Source organism: Mesorhizobium sp. M1396 (genome assembly GCF_040317725.1).
Taxonomy (GTDB): domain Bacteria; phylum Pseudomonadota; class Alphaproteobacteria; order Rhizobiales; family Rhizobiaceae; genus Mesorhizobium.
Genome location: NZ_JAMYLA010000049.1, coordinates 20,966 through 38,503 on the forward strand (window position 1 = coordinate 20,966; position 17,538 = coordinate 38,503).

Below are 17,538 nucleotides of genomic sequence, written 5' to 3' on the forward strand. Positions count from 1 at the left end.
CACACAAGCGAGGCAAGGAATGCATGCACGCCTGACATTTGTCGCAGTCGCGGCTGCCCTTACATTGGCGCCCCACGCTTCGGCCCAGTCGCTCACGCATGATCCGAACGCCTGGCGCGCCGTCGCCTATGCCGATCTCGAGCTCCCGAACTCGGAAGCCGTGCCCTACGCCTCCCTATGGGCCGACCGACTGAAGAAGAACAACGACGCCTACGTGGCCAAAGGTGATACACGCTTTGCGGTCGCCAACGCGCCGGCTTCCGAGAGTCACATCGTCGTTCGCAGCCCGACCAAAACCGTCGTCCTCTCGGTCCTGCACACGCTCACCGGCTGCTCGCCGATCCGCACCGACCCTGTCGGCAATGCCATACTGAAACGATGCCCCATGCGCTTGGCGATCTACCAGAACGGCCGATCAACGGTCGCTGACGCTGGCTCCGGCTGTTTCATCGAATATGGCGCGCAACCGAATAACGTCCGCCCCGACCTCGCTCGGAATGGTGCGATGGGTGCATATGATGTTCAGGCCAAAAGCATTCGCGCCGGCATCGTATTCCAAGGTGAAATCGCCCAGGAATGCCAATTCCGGGTCCCTGTCCCTCAACCCTAGAGGAAGCAGCCCACGCCGTTGTGTTTGGGCAACCTCGATATCCCCAAGGAGCGCAATCATGATCGGCACGGAGAACCTGACGTTATTCAGGACACCAGCCAGCCACCGGCCATCGCCAACGGATCAATGCTTCCCTGACGGCGCGCGATGCGCGGCCTTGACCGCGGCTCCTGCCGGCGGCCACGGCGGAATGATGTTCCGGAGATCTGCCATGGCCAGCCGGACAATCTTAGCGACACTAGCCGTCTTGATCTCGCCGGCAATCGCGCAAGCACTTGATCCGCTCAAGGCTCCGCAGGGATCATATGTAGCGTCCACGCACACATGTGCCGATCTCGACCATGGCGTCGGCGCTCTCGAACTTGCCGAATTCGACGGCGACGCAATCACCGTCGGCGCAAGCACCTGCGAGATAGCAGGCACCCGTCATGCAGACGATGCGTTCGAAGCCTCATGTACAGAGCGTGGCAGCAGCTCCCCGGTCATCACGCCGATGAAGATTACGCGCCCATCCAGCAACGCGCTCTCCATCAATGGCACCATCTATAATTTCTGCCCGGGGAAGTAAGATGCTGCGTCCCTTCCCAATACTCCTCTCCGCGCTCCTGGTCGTTGGACAAGCGCCTGTTGCGCAAGCGAATTCCTTCGATCAGGATGCAAGTTCTTGCGATCTCCATGACAAAACAACCTTGCGTACCCTTTGTACGAACGGTGCGGGTCTGCCGAGCTATCCGTCCACGCAAGAGATGACGGAGCGCAGCCCGAACATCGCCAATATGATTGTCGACGCCGCCAACAAGTATGGTGTTGATCCCAAGCTCGCTCTTGCCGTGTCCGCTCACGAAGGCGCGATGTCAGCATGTGCCGGCTCCTTCAGTGGCGTTCTTGGACCGATGCAGCTTACGGGGGCGACCGGCCGGGCCTACGGAATGGATCGGGGCATCTTGTCCGAAAACATTGAAGGCGGCGTAATGACGCTTCGCGATGCCGTCAAATCGTGCGGCGGCACGTCAAGTATTCGCTGCCTCGCCGATCGTTACAACGGCAGCACTGAAAGCCAGCGCCGTAACTGGACGAACGACGTAAACCGCCGCTATGCCGCCCTCAATTCGGCCGGCCAATCCATTCCTCAGGGATGCGGCGCGCAAGCGGTCTGCCAAATGGGACCAGGCGACTTTCCGACGCCCAATGGTGGTGACACAAAACTCGCTTCATCCGCTCCCGGTCCCGCCGGCAGCGACATCAACGTTGCCCTTGGTCAGGTGTAACCCCGCCTTCCTATTGAGGGCCACGCCGTTGGCCCGCCGCCTTCAATGGGAGAGATTGCGCGACGAGAGCTTTCCAAATCCCCGTTTCAGATGGCTTGCCAGCTCCTGGCGCACATCATCAGGCCATTGCTCCATCCCAACGCAGTTCACTTCGGCGGCAACCAGCGACCAGTACAGCAGATCCGCGTGTCGTCCTTCGAACAGAGCCGCCACGATGAACTGTCCGATCACCAACGTGATCGTCTCGGGCTTGCCTTTCTCCCGTAGAAATTCCGAAACCTCTTCCACCGATGGTTTCGGGTGGCAATCGACGAACGCCGCCGCTTCCCTATAGAGCGCATTGTCTCCTGCGACTTGCCAGATATTCGCTTGCATCGTGAACCCTTCAGCAATGATGCCAATGCATCGACGCTGGCGGATTTTCTGATGCTAGTCAAAGAAATATAAGATAGATTTTTTGCCTATCGCAGCAAATAAATCTACGCTGATTGTTTAGCATCTTCTACTTTTCTTGTATCTACTGGCTTGTCCTGCGTCCCTTTTTGGCCGGAGGCAGCCGCTTCTTCTCGGAGGTTGCCCCAGCGGGGCTGGCTGCCTCTCTCAAAGAAGGAACACCACTGAACTCCGTCATCGAGCGCTTCACGGCACGCGTGGCCTCAATATGCCGCGCAATCTCGGTGAAGCTGAAGCCGAACGTCTCGATGTCCCGCTTCACGCTGTCGTCGTCACCAGTCCGACCAATGAGCGTCCACACCGGAACCTTCAGGTGCCGCGCCAGCCGCTCCAAGGTGACCAATGTCGGGTTCCCCTTCCCCGTCCGCAACTGGTAGAGCGTGCCGCGCGATAGCCCCGTAGCGTCGGCAAAACTCGCATAGTCCGGGTACTCGTTCTCGATTTGGCGAAGTCGCAGCGCGAGCAGGATCGAAAGCCAACCATCGCTGTCTTCTGTCTTGTTTTTAAATATCGGCACAGCTGCCCCCCTGCTTATCGGTCGGAATATGACGGCCATTTTTTGCAGAATGTCTAGTGCTCAGGGCTTGTAGCCGAAACGATAACTCATTGCCCTATTAAAGTGTCGAGGCATCCTCCCCATACTCCGCAAAGTGACGGCGTACAGCTTTTGACCCGCTAAATCGTTCCAGATGCAGATAGCCATTTGACGATCTGCATGCCCTGTTGGAAATGTATAATTAAATGAATCCGGTTTGGATCTCGTGGGTCCCTTGCTAATGAATTTGTCGTGTGCCACCTCATCCGGACGGACAACCCTGATCTCTGCCCTTGCGGCAGGCAGGCCCTGCAATCGTTGCCCGACCACTTCGAATGACCTGGTTCAGGTCGACCACAAGCGAGACCTCGACGCCGGTGCTTCTGGCGATTACACTCAAGGCGGGGCCGCAAGGCTTGGCCCCGGAACCAATCTCTATGCCTGTTCGAGATGGAAATGGCGCCGGGCAATACTCTGAAGCCGATACCGCCAAAAACGGCACCAAAACGCTTGATCCCATGAGGGGCCATCCTATCTCCAGTGATCATTATAATGACGATCAATCTGTGACATTATATTGATCAGCATCGGAATAGGAGACACTCTGTCATGTTCATGAGGTTTGCGTTCGCAATTTTCGCCGGCGGCGTGCTCGCTTTCTTCGCCCTGCCCGATCAGGAAGCCGGCCTTCGCATGCTCAGCTTTTCCACTGCTTTCTTGATCCTGTCCCTCGCCGCCGTCTGTGTCATCGAATTTCTAACCCGCAGTATCGGACGTTATCGTCTTCGGTCGTCGTTACAACAGTCGCGCTGTGATGACGATCTTCCTTTGCATGATGCTGCAAAGGTCGAGCGCTCCGCCTGGTCAACGTCGGGCGTCAACCCCAAGGATTTGAAACTGGCCTGGCAGTACCGCGTCAACGATCAGCGCCTTGGCCGCTTCAAACTCTAACAGGCTCTGCGCGCCAGGATCTGCTCAATCACGCACACAGACGATCCTGCTGTTCCGTCAGGTCTGCGAGCTCCTGATACGGTAGCCCCAAATGATTCGAGGCTTGCGCAACGCAGCGTCCCGAATTCCCAAAAGGCCCCGACCGAGCCTCCCAGGAACGCCACAAAGGTGCCGATCGTCTAAAGGTCAGGTTGCGCGTTCGCGCGCAAATGGTTCTCGTAATTACCTCATGCAACGGCTCCTGATCGCTAATCTCGAGTGTTTGCGAATGGCGCTCTCAGCGATGCAGGCTTGGGCTACCTGGCCGAGGCGATCCTGCCGTCACGTCACGACGGCTAAGTCCTGGCCCTTGAACCGCCCCGGCTATTTCGCAGGTAATGTTCAACGCGCTATTGAATCATTCTATTGATCCGATAGAGAGTTGGCGGCATTATCAGGTCCATGACAAAGGTGTCGTGGCCAAGCGCTGCGCAGGTATATCGCGCTTTAGGAGGGTACCCGGCGCGCGGCAGCTACTTGTGCCGTTGCCCAGTACCAAGTCACGGGCAGGGGAAAGGCGACCGCCATCCCTCCCTCTCTGTTCGTGACGGGGATTATCGTCTTATGCTCTACTGCTTTGCAGGCTGCGATCCCGTCGACATCCAGATCGCCATTGCGGACCTGGATTTGTCGAAGCGCGCGGCCGTGCCTCTGCGTCGTGTTCGTCCGGCGGCGCCCAAAACCACGGCAGCGGACGCGCTCGCGCTCTGGTCGAGAGCGACTGCGCTCGCCGGTACGCACGGCGAAGCTTATCTTGCCTCTCGCCGTCTGCCGGCGACGTTGCCAACTTTGCGCTATCTGCCGGATTATCGGTTGGGAAAGAACCGCTTTCCCGCGGTGGTGGCTGCTCTGCAGGCCCCAGACCGTTCAATCTGTTCGGTGCAACTCACCCTCTTGCACCCGACACGGCCAGAAAAGGCGGCGCTGGACGAGCCGCGCCGCATCATCGGCCCCAGCCGGGGCTTTGCCTTGCGGCTCGCCCCAGCGGCCGCCGTCCTTGGTATTGCCGAAGGCTATGAGACCGGCCATGCCGTAATGCTGCGATACGGCCTGCCCGTCTGGTGCTCACTGGGGGCACCACGTTTGCCGTTTCTTCAGCTGCCCGAATTCGTACAGCGGATCGTCGTCTTCGCCGATCCGGACAAGCCCGGCCTCAGCGCGGCCGAACGCGTTCGCGAAGCCAACCCTGAGCGCCAGGTCCTCATTCACAGACCGCCCGACGACCGGGATTTCGCGAAGCTGTGGGAGGACGATCCGACTCCCGAGACCCTACCCTTGGATCTTCTGCTGCGCGAAACACTCGGCGCAGACACCTGAATCTCTCGGCGGGCCAACTTACCATCAACTTTGATCACGAATTTGGCACCACTTGTTCTGGCGAAGGGTGCCTTCGAGCATCTAGAACCGGCACTAGATGCGCGCCTATCTCTACTCGACACCCATGCCTTGGCTTCAGAAGACCGGCGCCGAAGTCTTCCGTCAGAGGATACTGTCGACCACTCGGTGAAGGCGCTAACCTACCTCGCTGCACAGTCGCTCAACGAGAACTCACAACCGCCAAAAGCGGAGGAAGGATGCCGAGGAACGGGCTCGCTTCTACATCGCGCTGGTCGGTCTCGCCGAATTCGCCGATGCCTATCCCGCGCAGCTCTCGGGCGGCATGGCGCAGCGCGTCGGCATCGCCCGGGCGCTCACTGTCCAGCCCGAGATCCTTCTGCTCGACGAGCCGCTGGGGGCGCTGGACGCGATGACCAAGATCGGCATGCAGGAGGAACTGGCCCGCATCTGGAGCGAAGAAAACGTCACCATGGTGATGGTCACCCACGATCTGGAGGAGGCGATCTATCTCGCCGACCGGGTGCTGATCCTGCCCAGGGAGAAAGGCGGGGCGGCGCGGTTGATCGATGTCGACCTGCCCCGCCCGCGCGAGCGCAGCGAAAGCCGGTTCGTGCGCTACCGTGAAGAGTTGCTGCGCAAATTCGGCCTGCACTGACGGAAGTGAACGGATTAGCCCATCTCTTTTGGCCGGTGTGGTAACCCGGCGGGATGGGCAAGAAAAACCGCTGAGGAATGCTCAAGCGCGATCGGTCCAACGCATGAAACGACGATATCTCAACGCTTTGAGCCATATGCGGTAGCTCTGGAGTAGTAGGGACGGAAAGCCCCTCCCCTTACGCGCCAAACAGCCGCCGGTCCCAGTAAACAGGCTGGTGGAGACTCGTCTGGATCCTTGAAAACTCCGGATGCGTTGGATTGATCAGCACATTGCTATCGAGACGCGCCACGACGCTCGGCACCAGCAGGATGACGCTGCGCCGTTCTAAACACCAGGTTTCGCCAAATCCCTTGCTTACCGTCGCCGGCATCGTGTCCCAGCCGGGCAGTGACGGCTGCGAAAAAACCTCGTAGCTCAGTCCGCGCGGAATTGTGACTTCGATGTAGTGCTGGTTGGGCGGCAGCCGGCCACTGCCATGCACCAGCTTTTCCAGGAGGGCCGTCGAATAGTGCTCGCTGGTGTAGATGATAGGACTTCCGGGCGTGTTCCATCGCCCTGGTGCGACTGTCGAGCCTGTCGCGTCGAAGATCGGGTAGGTGCCGGCCGGATCGCCGACACGAAAGGACAATAGGGTGCGATCGAGAGTCTGCGCCGTCACGCAGCACTGCCATACTTCAGACCTCCGAGGATATCGACTACCATTTCGGCGCCGAACTCGCTGAGGATAACGATGTCGATCGGTCGCTTGTCCTCAATCATCGGATGCGGCCGAAACAAGAAATCGCGTGCTTCCTCTTCGTTCTGCCAGACATCGACAGCAAGCCCCCAGACCCGCGCCACACGGGCCAATCGTGTGCCCTCATCCGACGACAGGCGATGCGCCGTCTTGCGCCGCTCATAGGTTGCCTTGGGAATCAGCCGGTATTTGAACTGAGCATCTCCCGGGGCAACGAGATGGGCAACGCGCTCGACCACCCCAATGGGAAGTCCATTCTCGATCCGGGAGATCAGCCCGAATGGCGACCGCGCCGCCACCTCCTTAGCAGGCAGCCCCAACACGTCGGCTACATTTCCGAACGCCAGCATTCCACTCTCCATTCATGTGAGGCACAATATAGCCTCACATGATGCGCCCTGCAAGTCCCTGCGTCAGCGCGAACCGATCCGATCACCCTGCGATCCTTGCTGCCACGCGTTAGCCTTTGGCGCCCGCCAGCAGCATCAGTCCCACCGACACTCGCCTGCGTAGCCCTTCGAAAAGCGCTAAGGCGGCGAGTGCGAACCGCCTTGGTTGCGAATGATTGACACCGGGAAAAACGCGTTTCCGCCGGCGCTGAACAAGGAAGCCCGGAAGAAAGAATGGCCGGGCTCGGATACGGCCCGGCCAAAGAAGGTTAAAGCCTTCAGGGAGGAACACCGTCCGGTGGAAATGGGAGGAAACCATCGAACGATTTTACCTGTTTGATCTTATTTCAACGCGTTGGCGACGAATGGGATTCCAAAGAACATATAAAACGGCAAAAATTTGTGCGCCACATTACAGAAGGTCACAAGCGCGCGGTTCCGGTCTTGAGAGGTCACCATAGTGGCGTAGCTTCGTCGGATCATCTGGCACGAGGACATGACCGCGTGCTCTTCATGCACGCCATTGATGAAACAGTCTAAGTTGACGGATTGTCATCATGCTTCACCATCCCAGGCGGATCACGCCGCGGACGGCTACATCGCCGCCACAGCCGCTGCTTGCGGCTCTATGGTCGCCTACCTGAAACATCAGCCCCTTCGAGTCTGCTGGGTTAACCACTGTCAATCCATGGGAAGCATCGTTGAACCCAATGGGTTGAACGAAACATCGGTTCAATGATTTAATCATAAGCCGAACGATCTAAAGCCGGATGGCACCTTATGAGTGACTTTGCTATTTTGGGTCGCACGGTTGGCCCGCAGCACCCGGAAATTCAGACGCTCTTGCGTCAGGCGCGGGATCAGCAGGCTCGCGTCTTGTGTTTGTGTCGGCATCCCGGGGTGCCGATGTACATCGCCGCCGTCGGCGAGGAATTGATCATCAAGCGCATGCCGAACACCGGCAAGGACCATGCGGTTGACTGTGATCGCTATGAACTGCCCCTTGCACTGTCGGGAAAGGCGGAGATCCTGGGTCAAGCAATCATCGAGGATTCTGCATCGGAGGCGGCGCGGCTGAAGCTGGCCTTCGCACTGACACAAGGCAAGGCGCGACAGGGATCATCCGGCGAGGGGGCTTCCCACCATACTGTGAAGGCCGATCCGAAGAAGCTCACGCTGCGAGGCTTGCTCGACTATCTCTGGGAAGAGGCGGAGCTCACATTAATGGCACCCGGCTTTGTGGGAAAAAGAAATTGGGGGTTGGTCCGGAAATTTCTTTGGGGCGCGGCTGATGCGAAGTCGAGCCAGAAGTTCCAGTTGCGCGAGCTGCTGTTTATGCCGGGAATGTACTCCCCTGAGCACAAGGATCGCCTGGCAGCGGATCGGGAGCGGGCTTTCGCGGCGGCAGCCAAGGCGAAGCACAAGAAGATTGTGATCGGTATTGTGAAATCGCTCGATCCTGCCCGGTTTGGCGGCAAGCTGTCGATCAAGCATATGCCCGACGCGCAGCTCTTCATGGATGAGAAAATGTTCAGGGCAGTGCCGAAGCGCTTTGCAGCAGAATTCGACCTGTGGCGACTGCACGAAAATTCGCACCTGATCACCATCGCGACGGTCATGCAGATGCCGTCCGGCATTCTGGCGATCGACGAAATCGGCTTTATGAACGTGACGGAGAATTGGATTCCGTTTCAGCACAACTACGAAAAGGAATTGATCGAGGTCCTGACCGGGGAGCATCGGCGATTTGTGAAAACGTTGCGCTACAACGTGCTGCCGGCGGTACCGATGGCGTTCGGTCTTCTGACCGACGTTGACCAACAGGGAACCGCGCTTTTTGTCGTACCGCACGATGCTAACGAGGCGGTACGGGCGGAATTCGACCATCTGATTTCAAGCTGCGAGCTCGAGACCTGGCGCTGGGACGCAAGCGGCCCCCGACCGGCGCTACCGGGCAAACAGCAGCGGCTTTCGCCTCCGCCCGGCAGGCAGGCTTTGGAATATCGACCGAACAACTGAAAAGCCGAAGCGCGTGCGAGGCTGCAGCTGTAATTGGACCCAGCCAGGACATAAAAATCGTGAACAAGCGAAAGACAAGATGAGGGCAATGATTCGATGCGGTTGGCGAGGGTCCGTGAGCGCGACGAAGCGCGGACGACGGCTGGCGCACCCGTAGGGCAGGCTACGTCTGAGCTTGCGTCTGGCGCCGGCGTTTGCGCTGGAAGCGATCGTTGATCGGGGCCGTGACCAGGGAGTGCGAAAAGGAGAAAGCGATGCTGAAGAATTCGACATGGATCCGGGAACGGGCATCGTCATCGCAGCAGTCCTGATTTTGGTGCTGTCCGGCGCCCGGCTTTTGAACCAGTGGGACAGTCTATCGTTTTGGCGAGAGCCGGGGCTGGTCGCGGCTATTGTTCTCGGATTGATTTCGGCGATTGCGCTTGCCGTCGCGTTCGTGGTCCGGCGATGGCCTCAGCAGAATGTACAGTATGATCCAACGCGCCGGGGACCAGTTATCGATTTGCAGGCGGATTCGAAGACTGACCAGCCTGGTTAGATGCGTTTCGGATATCGCGGAGGATGATGGCATTCGGATCGGGCACGTCGGCAAACTGCCACAGGCCAAGGTGCTGCTTTTTAGCGACCTCCTGCGCGACGATATAGGGAGCATGGACCGGAGCGCCGTTCGGAGTGACGGCCGCGAACGCCCAGCCGGTCGAGATCAGCGCCGTGCCGAGATCGATGCGAGAACCGGCCGCGGATCCTGAAGTAGGCTGCGCGACGCAAACGACGAAGCGCGTTTTGGTCGCGGCCTGCCAAGCGGCCGTGTAGCATTGAGGTTTGAGATCCCGGATGAGAGACACGAGCATTGCAAGGCTTGCCTCCCCGCAATCGACATGCCCCCCTGCGCTATTTGTGAAATATGTGCCTCGCAGGCAGGCTTGAACGCCGTAGAGACGGTGGGTCTCACCGGCATAGGTCCAGGTGTCGCCGGTGCTGAACGATGCTGTGGCGGGGATCGGAAACCAGGGATTGGATCTGTCCTCGGCCAGTGCCGGAACACTGGCGAGGACGGCCGCGAGAATGCCGGCGGCGGCGAAGCCAGGTTTCATTATTGATACCTGCTCAGATTGAACCAGAACCGTTGTTTGCCGTCGGTCGTCGTGAGATCGAGATAGTTTGGCTCCGTCCTCTGCTCGCGCCGCGTCACCGCCGATGTTGGACGCGCATCGTAACCCGAACCTCTCGGGTTCGTGCCCCAAGAGGCATTCGTTGCATTCCGCGCAGCACAGAAAGCGCCGTTATTGTCGGGCTTGTAGACAGTTTGTGAGCGAGAGCTGTTGTCGCTCCCGCTCGATTCCGTCTCGGGCGAGACGGCGATCGTGCCGTCCGGGCAGGGTTTGAATTTCTCATATCCGATACGACCGGAACTGCCGGCCTCGGTGCACTGGGGCCAGGGCTCCCCATGCGCGACCATACGGAAAGCGCGCTCGACCGGGGGCACACATTCCCCGACGCTCGCCCAACCCTGCGGGTTGAGGATGCACAGCAAGACCTTGCAGCCAAAATCATCAGCATGGGCCGGCGCCGCCGACAAAACCGACAAGGTCGGCAAAAACGCCACAACGGGAAGAACCTTGCTCATTTTCATTGTGTCTGCCTCAATTTCGCGATTGCAGTTCATCGAGTCATTGTATTAATTCAGCATTCCAGAATCGGCAACGGCGCAGGACTATTTTAATGATTCGATCCCGCAAAACGGTGTTGGCAGCGGGTGCGATCTTGGTGACATGCCAAGCGGCGTCTGCACAGGAAGCTTCCCGGAACTTCCCGGGCAGCGTCACGTCACCCACCGGTCGCATCGTCAATGCGGCCGTCGACGCCAAGGGCCGGGTGATGCCGGCCTACCAGGTCGAAAGCCAGGACGTGCAGCGGATCAGTGCGGCGGGAGGTGCTGACAGCGCGGCCGCTACGGTGACACCGAGCTTGGCTGACAACCCCTGCCCCGGCGTCGCTGCCCTGTCGAAGGAAGAAGGACAGCGGATCGTCGAAACGGTCGCGCGCAAGCAAGGCTTTGCCCCGCCCCTCGTCCTCGCGGTTGCCCGGGCCGAAAGCCGCTTCAATTCCGGCGCGCTATCGCCCAAAGGAGCCTATGGCCTGATGCAGCTTCTGCCGTCCACGGCGGTAAGCTACGGGGTCGATATCTGCGATCCCGCGGATAATGTGAAAGGTGGAATCGGCTTTCTGCAGGATCTGCATCGCAAATTTCCGAACCCGATATACATGCTCGCCGCCTACAATGCCGGCGAGGTCGCGGTTCTCAAATATAAGGGCGTCCCGCCCTACTCCGAGACGGTTGGCTACGTCGCCAACGTCATCAACGATTTCTACCAATGGCCATCGGTCGGGTCTGAGGCGGTGATGCCCGCCGGGGCGGTGAGCCTTGACCTGGCCGGCGTTCAACAGGCTGCGGCCGGCGCAGCTGATCAACGAAATGATCCGACATCCCGCGCCAACTCCCGCAATGGCGGCACAATGTCGTCTCGCGAAGCGACGGCGCCGGTCTGGCAGGGCGGGATGGTGCAAAACTTTGACTGAGGAGATGCTTTGATGACCTTGTGGAAGATGATTGCTGCACGCAGCGCTGGTGTGGCGATGCCGCTCATGCTCTTGGCGACGCAGGCGATGGCCGGGGGCGGAAATCTCCAGCCGGTGCAAAGCACGCTGCAGACCTTGGTGCAGACCTTGACCGGTCCGATCGCGACCGCCTTGGCCGTTCTGTTCTGCATCTTCATGGGCTTCATGGCCTGGGCGGCACGCCTGTCATGGTTTGTGGCCGGAAGCTGGGTCTTGGGTATCGTGCTGGTCTTCGGCTCGGCCCAGATCGTCGAATTCTTTCAATCCGCGGTCGGCAGGTGATCGGCATGGCAGACGGCTGGATCGATCCTGGCGAGCCCAAATTGTTGATCACTCCGCTGGTCAAGGGCTTGACCCGAGCGCCGACGGTGCTCGGCATTCCCTACGAGCTTGCGGGGTTCATAGGCGTGCTGACGGCGGTCGTGTTCCTCGCAACCCATAATCTGGTCATGCTCTCTATCTGCGTGCCGCTCTATGCGGTTGCCAGGATCGCGATCATGCGCGATCCCATGTTCATCGAGATCATGTTCATCCGTTCACGCAAGACGCCGCCCCGAAGCGCCAGCTTTTGGGGTGCGCGCAGTTATCGGGTGTGACCGTGGCGATCGCGCGGGCTCTTCGCGATGAACTGAGTTTCGGGGCCGTGTCTCGTCGGGAGAACCCGGTTTCGGCCCATATACCCTATTCGCGGCATGTGTCCGACGAGGTGATCAAGACGCAGGACGGCATGTTGATGTCCTTCGTTCACATGAGCGGACTGTGCTTCGAGACGATCGATATCGCCGAGATCAATTCGCGCCTGCTCGGCCGCAACGATCTCATCCGGGGGTTGGCGAATTCCCGCTATGCGATCTACTCGCATATCGTGCGCCGCGAGGTGAAGCCCGCGATCGAGTCGAGCTTCGAAAACAAGCTCTGCCAAGAGCTGGACCAGCGCTATACGGCGGCCCTGCGCACCCAGCGCATGTTTGTGAACGATATCTACCTGACCATCGTGCGGCGCGAGCTGCAAGGCACGGTGGGGACGGCGGATCTCGTGATCCGCAAGCTTTTGGGACGAAGGGCTGCGGACGGTCGCTCTTCGAGCGAGGAGCGGGCGCTGATCGAACTCACGGACGTGATGAAAGCCGTCCGAGAGAGCTTGCAGGCGTATGGCGCGCGGGTTCTCACCGTCGTCAAGCGCAGTGACGTTTGGCATTCCGAGCCGCTGGAATTCCTGGTGCAGCTCGTCAATGGCGGATTTCCGCGGCCGATGGCACTGCCGCGCATGAAACTCGCGGAGGCGCTAGCGACAAAGCGGCTGTTCTTCGGCCCGAATGCGCTGGAAATTCGCGGGGCGTTCCCTGGCGAAACGCGATACGGGGCCATCATTTCGGTAGGCGAGTACCCCTCCATCACGGGACCGGGGATGCTCAACCCCATGCTGAAGGTGCCGCACGAATTCATCGTCACGCAATCCTTCGCCATCATCGACAAGCCCCAGGCGCTGACCCAGATGGAGCGGGTCGGGCGCAAGATCGACATGTCGGATGAAGCCGGCTCGATCGTGGCCGATCAACTTGATGAAGCACGCGATGAGCTTCTGTCCTCGGAAGCGCTCTATGGCTTGCATCATCTGACGGTGCTGTGCCTCGGGAAAACCATGGACGACGTGGCGCGCTGCGTGACCGATGTCGGCACGGCGCTGACCGAGGTATCCGCCCTGTGGGTTCGCGAGGACCTGAATTGTGAACCTGCGTTCTGGGCCACCCTGCCCGGCAATTTCGCCTATGTGGCGCGCAAGTCGATGATCTCATCGAAGAACATGGCAGGCTTTTCGGCCTTCCATAACTATCCGAGCGGCCGGACTGGCGGGGTGCATTGGGGAACGCCGATAAGCGTCCTCGAGACGACGTCGCAAACGGCCTACTTCTTCAACTTCCATGTTCGAGACCTCGGCAACTTCACTCTGAACGGCCCCTCGGGCTCGGGCAAGACGGTGCTGCTCGGCTTTCTCGCGGCACAGGCGCAGCGCATCACGCCGCGCCCCAAGCTGGTGATGATCGACAAGGACCGCGGCCTGGATATCTTCGTGCGGTCGCTTGGCGGCCGCTATGAGGTTTTGAAGGCCGGCGAGCCTTCCGGCTTCAATCCGTTGCGCCTGCCCGATACGCCGCGCAACCGGGAATTCCTCTTCCAGCTTTTCAGCTTCATGCTGCGTCGATCCGACGGACACGCCCACTCGACGCGCGAGGAGCAAGTCATCCGCAACGCGATCGCCCAGGTGGCGAGCGCGCCGCCGGAAGGTCGAACCATGGAGGAGTTCGCCGAACTGTTGCGCGGTGCGATGCGCGCCGGCGATGACGATCTCTATTCGCGCTTGCAGCCATGGATGAGGCCCGATCAGCGCGGTTGGTTGTTCAACAACGCGGAAGACTCGTTTTCGATGTCGTCCATTTTCGGCTTTGACATGACGAGCGTGTTGAGCGACGCAACGACCAGCACGGCAGCCTTGCTCTATATCTTCCATCGCATCGAGGAGCTGCTTGACGGGCAACCGGTCATGATTTTCCTCGATGAGGGCTGGAAGCTGCTGGACAATGATATTTTCAGCTACTTCATCAAGGACAAGCTGAAAACCATTCGTAAGCTGAATGGCATCGTTGGCTTCGGCACGCAGTCAGCGGCGGACATTGTGAAGTCATCGATCGCCAACACGCTGATCGAACAGACGCCGACCAATATCTTTTTCCCCAACCCGAAGGCCGACGAGGAATCGCACAGGGCGTTCGGGCTGTCGGAGCGCGAGATCAAATGGATCCGCGAAACCCCGCCCGAAGCCCGCAAATTCCTGATCAAGCATGATCAGGACAGCGTCATTGCGCGCCTCAATCTGGGCGCGATGCCTGACGCGATCAAGATCCTCTCCGGTCGAATTGAGACGGTTCAGGAGCTCGACGCGCTGCGCGCGCGTGTCGGCGACGACCCGCAGGTTTGGTTGCCAATCTTTCTTGGGAGGGACCCGGAATGAAGACCATTATGGGCACGACGGCCGCCCTTGTGACGATTTTCGCGGGATCGACGGCCATGGCGGCCGTGCCGGTTTCTGACAGCCCTATTCTGTCGCAGCGGAGCGAGGACAAGGCCGACAAGGTTCAGATCAAGCTCATCCAGGAGGACACCAAGTCCGCCACGCAGGGCGTCAATTGCTCGGTAACGACACCCAAAAAGGCGCAGAACGTGAAGAGCCCGAAGGCTTCGGTCGAACCGGCGAGTGGCCGGGCGTCCTTGGAAGAGGCCAATCCGGACATCAAGGGCTCTTCGGCTTTCGCGTCGACCGGGTCGGGATCGGGCGCTATCGGCGGCAATGCCGGCGAAAGGGGCCAGTTGGATATCACCGGTCAGGTTCTCGGCGGCATGAATGGCAGCATGTCAACGGTGGCCCCCAATAAGCAGTCCTTCGAGACCATGAGTCAGGATATCGGGACTGACAAAACGGTCATGGAAGCCTTCGACCGCAACAGCGCAATCCGCGCCCAAGGCGGGCTGACCTTCAACGAGGTGATCCAGGCGACAGGGTTCTTCGCCCAAGCTTTCAACGTGCGCAACATCGGCACTGCCACACTGACAAGTCGGGGATCCTCCGGCCTGGTGGTGCCCACTCCCGCGTCCCCGCCGCCTGGTTCGGGTGGCTCGACAAGCTGTCCCGGGGCTACGAGCGGCGGCGGCACGGCCGGCAACCCGTGCTGCCCGTCGACGGACGGCGCATGCACGGCGCCGCGCACGACCGACACGGTTGAAAACGTCTCGCCCGTGCTTTCGCAAATCCAGCGGGACGCGAACCGCGCTCCCGTCACAATGACGACCGACGAACTGATGTCGGCGGTCAAGCAATATCAGGCTCAATAGGAGAAAGCGCTATGCGTGGAATTCCGTTAACAGCGGCACTCTTGCTTGGCTTGGGCGGCATCGCCTTTGCGCAGGTGCCTACGATCGACGAGGCTAATCTGGAACAGGCTCGGCAGATTGCATCGGCCACGAGCGAGATCCTCAGCACCGACCGCAACATCATGAACTATACACAAAAGACGCTGCAGGCAGTCACTGGCGACCGGTCGAGCCAGGCCGGCCAGCTCGCGCAGATGGCCTTGGGCAATGGCGGCTTCTCCATGGGGGACGCGCCTTCGCTTGGTAGCGTGATCTCGGGCGGCTCGTTGTCGTTCGCCGGCCTCGGCAATGGATCGCAGGGCATCGTTTCGAACATGATCAATGGCTTGCAGCTGGTGAAAACCATTTCGGGCCTGATCAATGGCCAGACGACGCAGATGGATAAGAACTACAGCGCCCTGGTGAACGTCGCGGCCACGGTGACCGGACTGGTCGACTCCTCGCAAAATGGGGTGAAGACCCGTTCCAGCGCTTTTCAGTCGGGCGCTCAATGGATCGGCACGGCGCAGGACATCAAGGGCTCGATCGATCAGAACAGCCAGATCATGGTGCAAACGGGTCTGACCGTGAACGAGCTGATCGGCGCAGTGAATACCGCTACGGCGGCCGCCAATCAGGAAAACATCGATCGTATGAACCTGATCACCCAGGCCTCGCGGGGGCTCGAATACAAATCCGGCCAATGACGGTGCGCTTTCTTCTATCAGCGGCCGCCATCATTGGCGCTGTCGCGACCTCGGGGTGCGGCCACAAGCCGCTCAAGGCTCCATGCTCGCGCGACGAGGGACCGTTGCGGCCGATGGCGTTCGCGGCGCCTGAACCAAGGACAGGAGCGAAGAAGCCATTCGAGTGCGGTCCGATGAAGGCACTCAATAGCGATCCATCTTTGTTTCCAGGTGGGACGGCGAAAAAATGAACTTCAATATCACGACGCTTCTGCAGCAGGTCGATCAGTTCGGCAATAACTATGTATCGCAAGCCTACCAGAACCTCGCGTCGGCCCTGACCGGCGGGGGACAGGTGGGTGTCGCCGGCCTGATGCTGACGCTGTACGTGATATTTTGGGCCATCGGCATCTGGCAGGGAACCTCGACCGGATCGGGAAAAGAGATGGTCTGGCGGCTGTTCCGCGCCTTCGTGATCTACGCTCTGGCGACGAGCTGGGGGGACTTTCAAACATATGCCTATTCGTTCGCGAATGAGACACCTTCCGCGATCGGGAACAGCCTTCTGACGAGCGTTTCGGCCAATGTGACCGGGACATCGGCCGGGCTGAACTCCGTCGACTCCGTGCAGACTGCCCTGCAAAACATCTGGGATTCGCTCGCCAATTCCACCTCCGCCTTTATCAAGAGCCTTGGCGTGTTGAACTTCGGCGGCTACGTACTGGCGGCGATCATCCTTGTCGTCGGCGCGCTGCTCATCGGCTATGCGATCTTCCTCATCATCCTGTCGAAGATCTTTCTTTGGCTTTTGCTGGCGCTCGCCCCAGTGTTCATCATTCTTATGCTGTTCGGCTATACGACCCGGTTCTTCGCCGGCTGGATAACCGCGATCGTGCAGTACATGAGCGTGCAAATTCTGGTCTATGCCTTCTGTGCCTTCTTCATCTCGATTACCCAGACCTATTTCGACGCGGTCAACCGGTCGAATGGTGCTGCGACAACGACCTTGACCGAAGCCGCGCCGCTGATCCTGATCTGCCTCGTCGGCGTGCTGCTGCTGTCGCAAATCACCAACGTTGCCGCCTCGCTCGCGGGCGGAATTGGTATTGGAACGCCTTCGTTGTGGCGCTTCTACGGAGGCGCCTTCGCAGCGATGGGCCAAGCCGGTCAGCGCAGGCTGATGGGACGCTTGGGCTGGAGCACGCGGCAGGAACGTCTGGCGGGTCGCGAGCGGGCGCGCGTGAGCCTCGCACAGAGAAGGTATGAGGATTCAGCGGAATATGCACGGCTTTCCCGAAAGCTGACGGATCCCGCATAGGTTTGGGGCACCA

The 17,538-nt window shown here is 59.7% G+C and carries 21 protein-coding genes; 15 read left to right on the forward strand and 6 right to left on the reverse strand.

Features of this window, described 5'->3' with window-relative positions; all coding sequences use genetic code 11:
• Nucleotides 1–19 precede the first annotated feature (19 nt).
• The 3 genes from NKH02_RS26355 to NKH02_RS26365 are packed head-to-tail and all read left to right on the forward strand — an operon-like array spanning nucleotide 20 to nucleotide 1,878.
• A complete protein-coding gene (locus NKH02_RS26355; protein WP_352882638.1) occupies nucleotides 20–610 on the forward strand; it encodes a hypothetical protein in 591 nt (196 codons plus the stop codon).
• 58 nt (nucleotides 611–668) lie between these two features.
• Nucleotides 669–1,178, forward strand: a complete 510-nt coding sequence (locus NKH02_RS26360; protein WP_352882639.1) for a hypothetical protein — start codon at nucleotides 669–671, stop codon at nucleotides 1,176–1,178.
• A gap of 1 nt (nucleotide 1,179) precedes the next feature.
• Nucleotides 1,180–1,878: a transglycosylase SLT domain-containing protein gene (locus tag NKH02_RS26365; protein ID WP_352882640.1), complete on the forward strand. Its 699-nt coding sequence runs from the start codon at nucleotides 1,180–1,182 to the stop codon at nucleotides 1,876–1,878.
• A gap of 42 nt (nucleotides 1,879–1,920) precedes the next feature.
• Here NKH02_RS26365 and NKH02_RS26370 read toward each other — a convergent pair whose 3' ends face one another.
• Nucleotides 1,921–2,253: a hypothetical protein gene (locus NKH02_RS26370; RefSeq protein WP_352882641.1), complete on the reverse strand. Its 333-nt coding sequence runs from the start codon at nucleotides 2,251–2,253 to the stop codon at nucleotides 1,921–1,923.
• A gap of 142 nt (nucleotides 2,254–2,395) precedes the next feature.
• Entirely contained in the window at nucleotides 2,396–2,848 is a 453-nt protein-coding gene (locus NKH02_RS26375; protein WP_352882643.1) for a helix-turn-helix domain-containing protein, read from the reverse strand.
• A 627-nt stretch (nucleotides 2,849–3,475) separates the two neighbouring features.
• Between NKH02_RS26375 and NKH02_RS26380 the strand changes: the two genes are divergently transcribed.
• The 3 genes from NKH02_RS26380 to NKH02_RS26390 all read left to right on the forward strand — a co-directional run bounded on the left by NKH02_RS26380 (nucleotide 3,476) and on the right by NKH02_RS26390 (nucleotide 5,849).
• Nucleotides 3,476–3,817, forward strand: a complete 342-nt coding sequence (locus NKH02_RS26380) for a hypothetical protein (protein WP_352882645.1) — start codon at nucleotides 3,476–3,478, stop codon at nucleotides 3,815–3,817.
• Nucleotides 3,818–4,420: 603 nt separating this feature from the next.
• Nucleotides 4,421–5,173 carry a DUF7146 domain-containing protein gene (locus tag NKH02_RS26385; RefSeq protein ID WP_352882646.1) on the forward strand — a complete coding sequence of 251 codons (753 nt, stop codon included), beginning with the start codon at nucleotides 4,421–4,423 and terminating at the stop codon, nucleotides 5,171–5,173.
• Between the two features lie 208 nt (nucleotides 5,174–5,381).
• On the forward strand, nucleotides 5,382–5,849 hold the full coding sequence (locus NKH02_RS26390; RefSeq protein WP_502894658.1) for an ABC transporter ATP-binding protein: 468 nt from the start codon (nucleotides 5,382–5,384) through the stop codon (nucleotides 5,847–5,849).
• Between the two features lie 178 nt (nucleotides 5,850–6,027).
• On the opposite strand, the gene NKH02_RS26395 is transcribed toward NKH02_RS26390, so the two are convergent.
• On the reverse strand, nucleotides 6,028–6,510 hold the full coding sequence (locus NKH02_RS26395) for an RES family NAD+ phosphorylase (protein ID WP_352882648.1): 483 nt from the start codon (nucleotides 6,508–6,510) through the stop codon (nucleotides 6,028–6,030).
• Nucleotides 6,507–6,938, reverse strand: coding sequence for an Xre family toxin-antitoxin system antitoxin (locus tag NKH02_RS26400; RefSeq protein ID WP_023755433.1), 432 nt, complete (start codon nucleotides 6,936–6,938; stop codon nucleotides 6,507–6,509). Before NKH02_RS26400 ends, NKH02_RS26395 begins: the two co-directional genes overlap by 4 nt.
• Nucleotides 6,939–7,757: 819 nt before the next feature.
• Here NKH02_RS26400 and NKH02_RS26405 point away from each other — a divergent pair.
• Together NKH02_RS26405 and NKH02_RS26410 are read left to right on the forward strand one after the other, a co-directional pair.
• Complete coding sequence (locus tag NKH02_RS26405) at nucleotides 7,758–8,996, forward strand: DUF1173 family protein (RefSeq protein WP_352882650.1); 1,239 nt, start codon at nucleotides 7,758–7,760, stop codon at nucleotides 8,994–8,996.
• A 175-nt stretch (nucleotides 8,997–9,171) separates the two neighbouring features.
• Nucleotides 9,172–9,534 carry a hypothetical protein gene (locus NKH02_RS26410; protein ID WP_352882651.1) on the forward strand — a complete coding sequence of 121 codons (363 nt, stop codon included), beginning with the start codon at nucleotides 9,172–9,174 and terminating at the stop codon, nucleotides 9,532–9,534.
• Here the strand turns inward: NKH02_RS26410 and NKH02_RS26415 are convergent.
• On the reverse strand, nucleotides 9,491–10,090 hold the full coding sequence (locus NKH02_RS26415) for a thermonuclease family protein (protein WP_352882653.1): 600 nt from the start codon (nucleotides 10,088–10,090) through the stop codon (nucleotides 9,491–9,493). The genes NKH02_RS26410 and NKH02_RS26415 overlap by 44 nt on opposite strands.
• Entirely contained in the window at nucleotides 10,090–10,629 is a 540-nt protein-coding gene (locus tag NKH02_RS26420; RefSeq protein WP_352882654.1) for a hypothetical protein, read from the reverse strand. Before NKH02_RS26420 ends, NKH02_RS26415 begins: the two co-directional genes overlap by 1 nt.
• Nucleotides 10,630–10,739: 110 nt before the next feature.
• Here NKH02_RS26420 and NKH02_RS26425 point away from each other — a divergent pair, with 110 nt between their 5' ends.
• From NKH02_RS26425 to NKH02_RS26455, 7 genes are all read left to right on the forward strand, one after another.
• Entirely contained in the window at nucleotides 10,740–11,576 is an 837-nt protein-coding gene (locus tag NKH02_RS26425) for a lytic transglycosylase domain-containing protein (protein WP_352882673.1), read from the forward strand.
• Nucleotides 11,577–11,588: 12 nt separating this feature from the next.
• On the forward strand, nucleotides 11,589–11,897 hold the full coding sequence (locus tag NKH02_RS26430) for a TrbC/VirB2 family type IV secretion system protein (RefSeq protein WP_352492028.1): 309 nt from the start codon (nucleotides 11,589–11,591) through the stop codon (nucleotides 11,895–11,897).
• Nucleotides 11,898–11,902: 5 nt separating this feature from the next.
• A complete protein-coding gene (locus NKH02_RS26435; protein ID WP_352882655.1) occupies nucleotides 11,903–12,211 on the forward strand; it encodes a VirB3 family type IV secretion system protein in 309 nt (102 codons plus the stop codon).
• 47 nt (nucleotides 12,212–12,258) lie between these two features.
• Nucleotides 12,259–14,625, forward strand: a complete 2,367-nt coding sequence (locus NKH02_RS26440) for a VirB4 family type IV secretion/conjugal transfer ATPase (RefSeq protein ID WP_352882656.1) — start codon at nucleotides 12,259–12,261, stop codon at nucleotides 14,623–14,625.
• Nucleotides 14,622–15,503 (forward strand): hypothetical protein, encoded by an 882-nt coding sequence (locus NKH02_RS26445; protein ID WP_352882658.1) that lies wholly within the window; start codon nucleotides 14,622–14,624, stop codon nucleotides 15,501–15,503. Before NKH02_RS26440 ends, NKH02_RS26445 begins: the two co-directional genes overlap by 4 nt.
• A 50-nt stretch (nucleotides 15,504–15,553) precedes the next feature.
• Nucleotides 15,554–16,228, forward strand: coding sequence for a type IV secretion system protein (locus NKH02_RS26450; protein WP_352882659.1), 675 nt, complete (start codon nucleotides 15,554–15,556; stop codon nucleotides 16,226–16,228).
• A 226-nt stretch (nucleotides 16,229–16,454) separates the two neighbouring features.
• Nucleotides 16,455–17,525, forward strand: a complete 1,071-nt coding sequence (locus NKH02_RS26455; protein ID WP_352882660.1) for a TrbL/VirB6 family protein — start codon at nucleotides 16,455–16,457, stop codon at nucleotides 17,523–17,525.
• Nucleotides 17,526–17,538 lie beyond the last annotated feature (13 nt).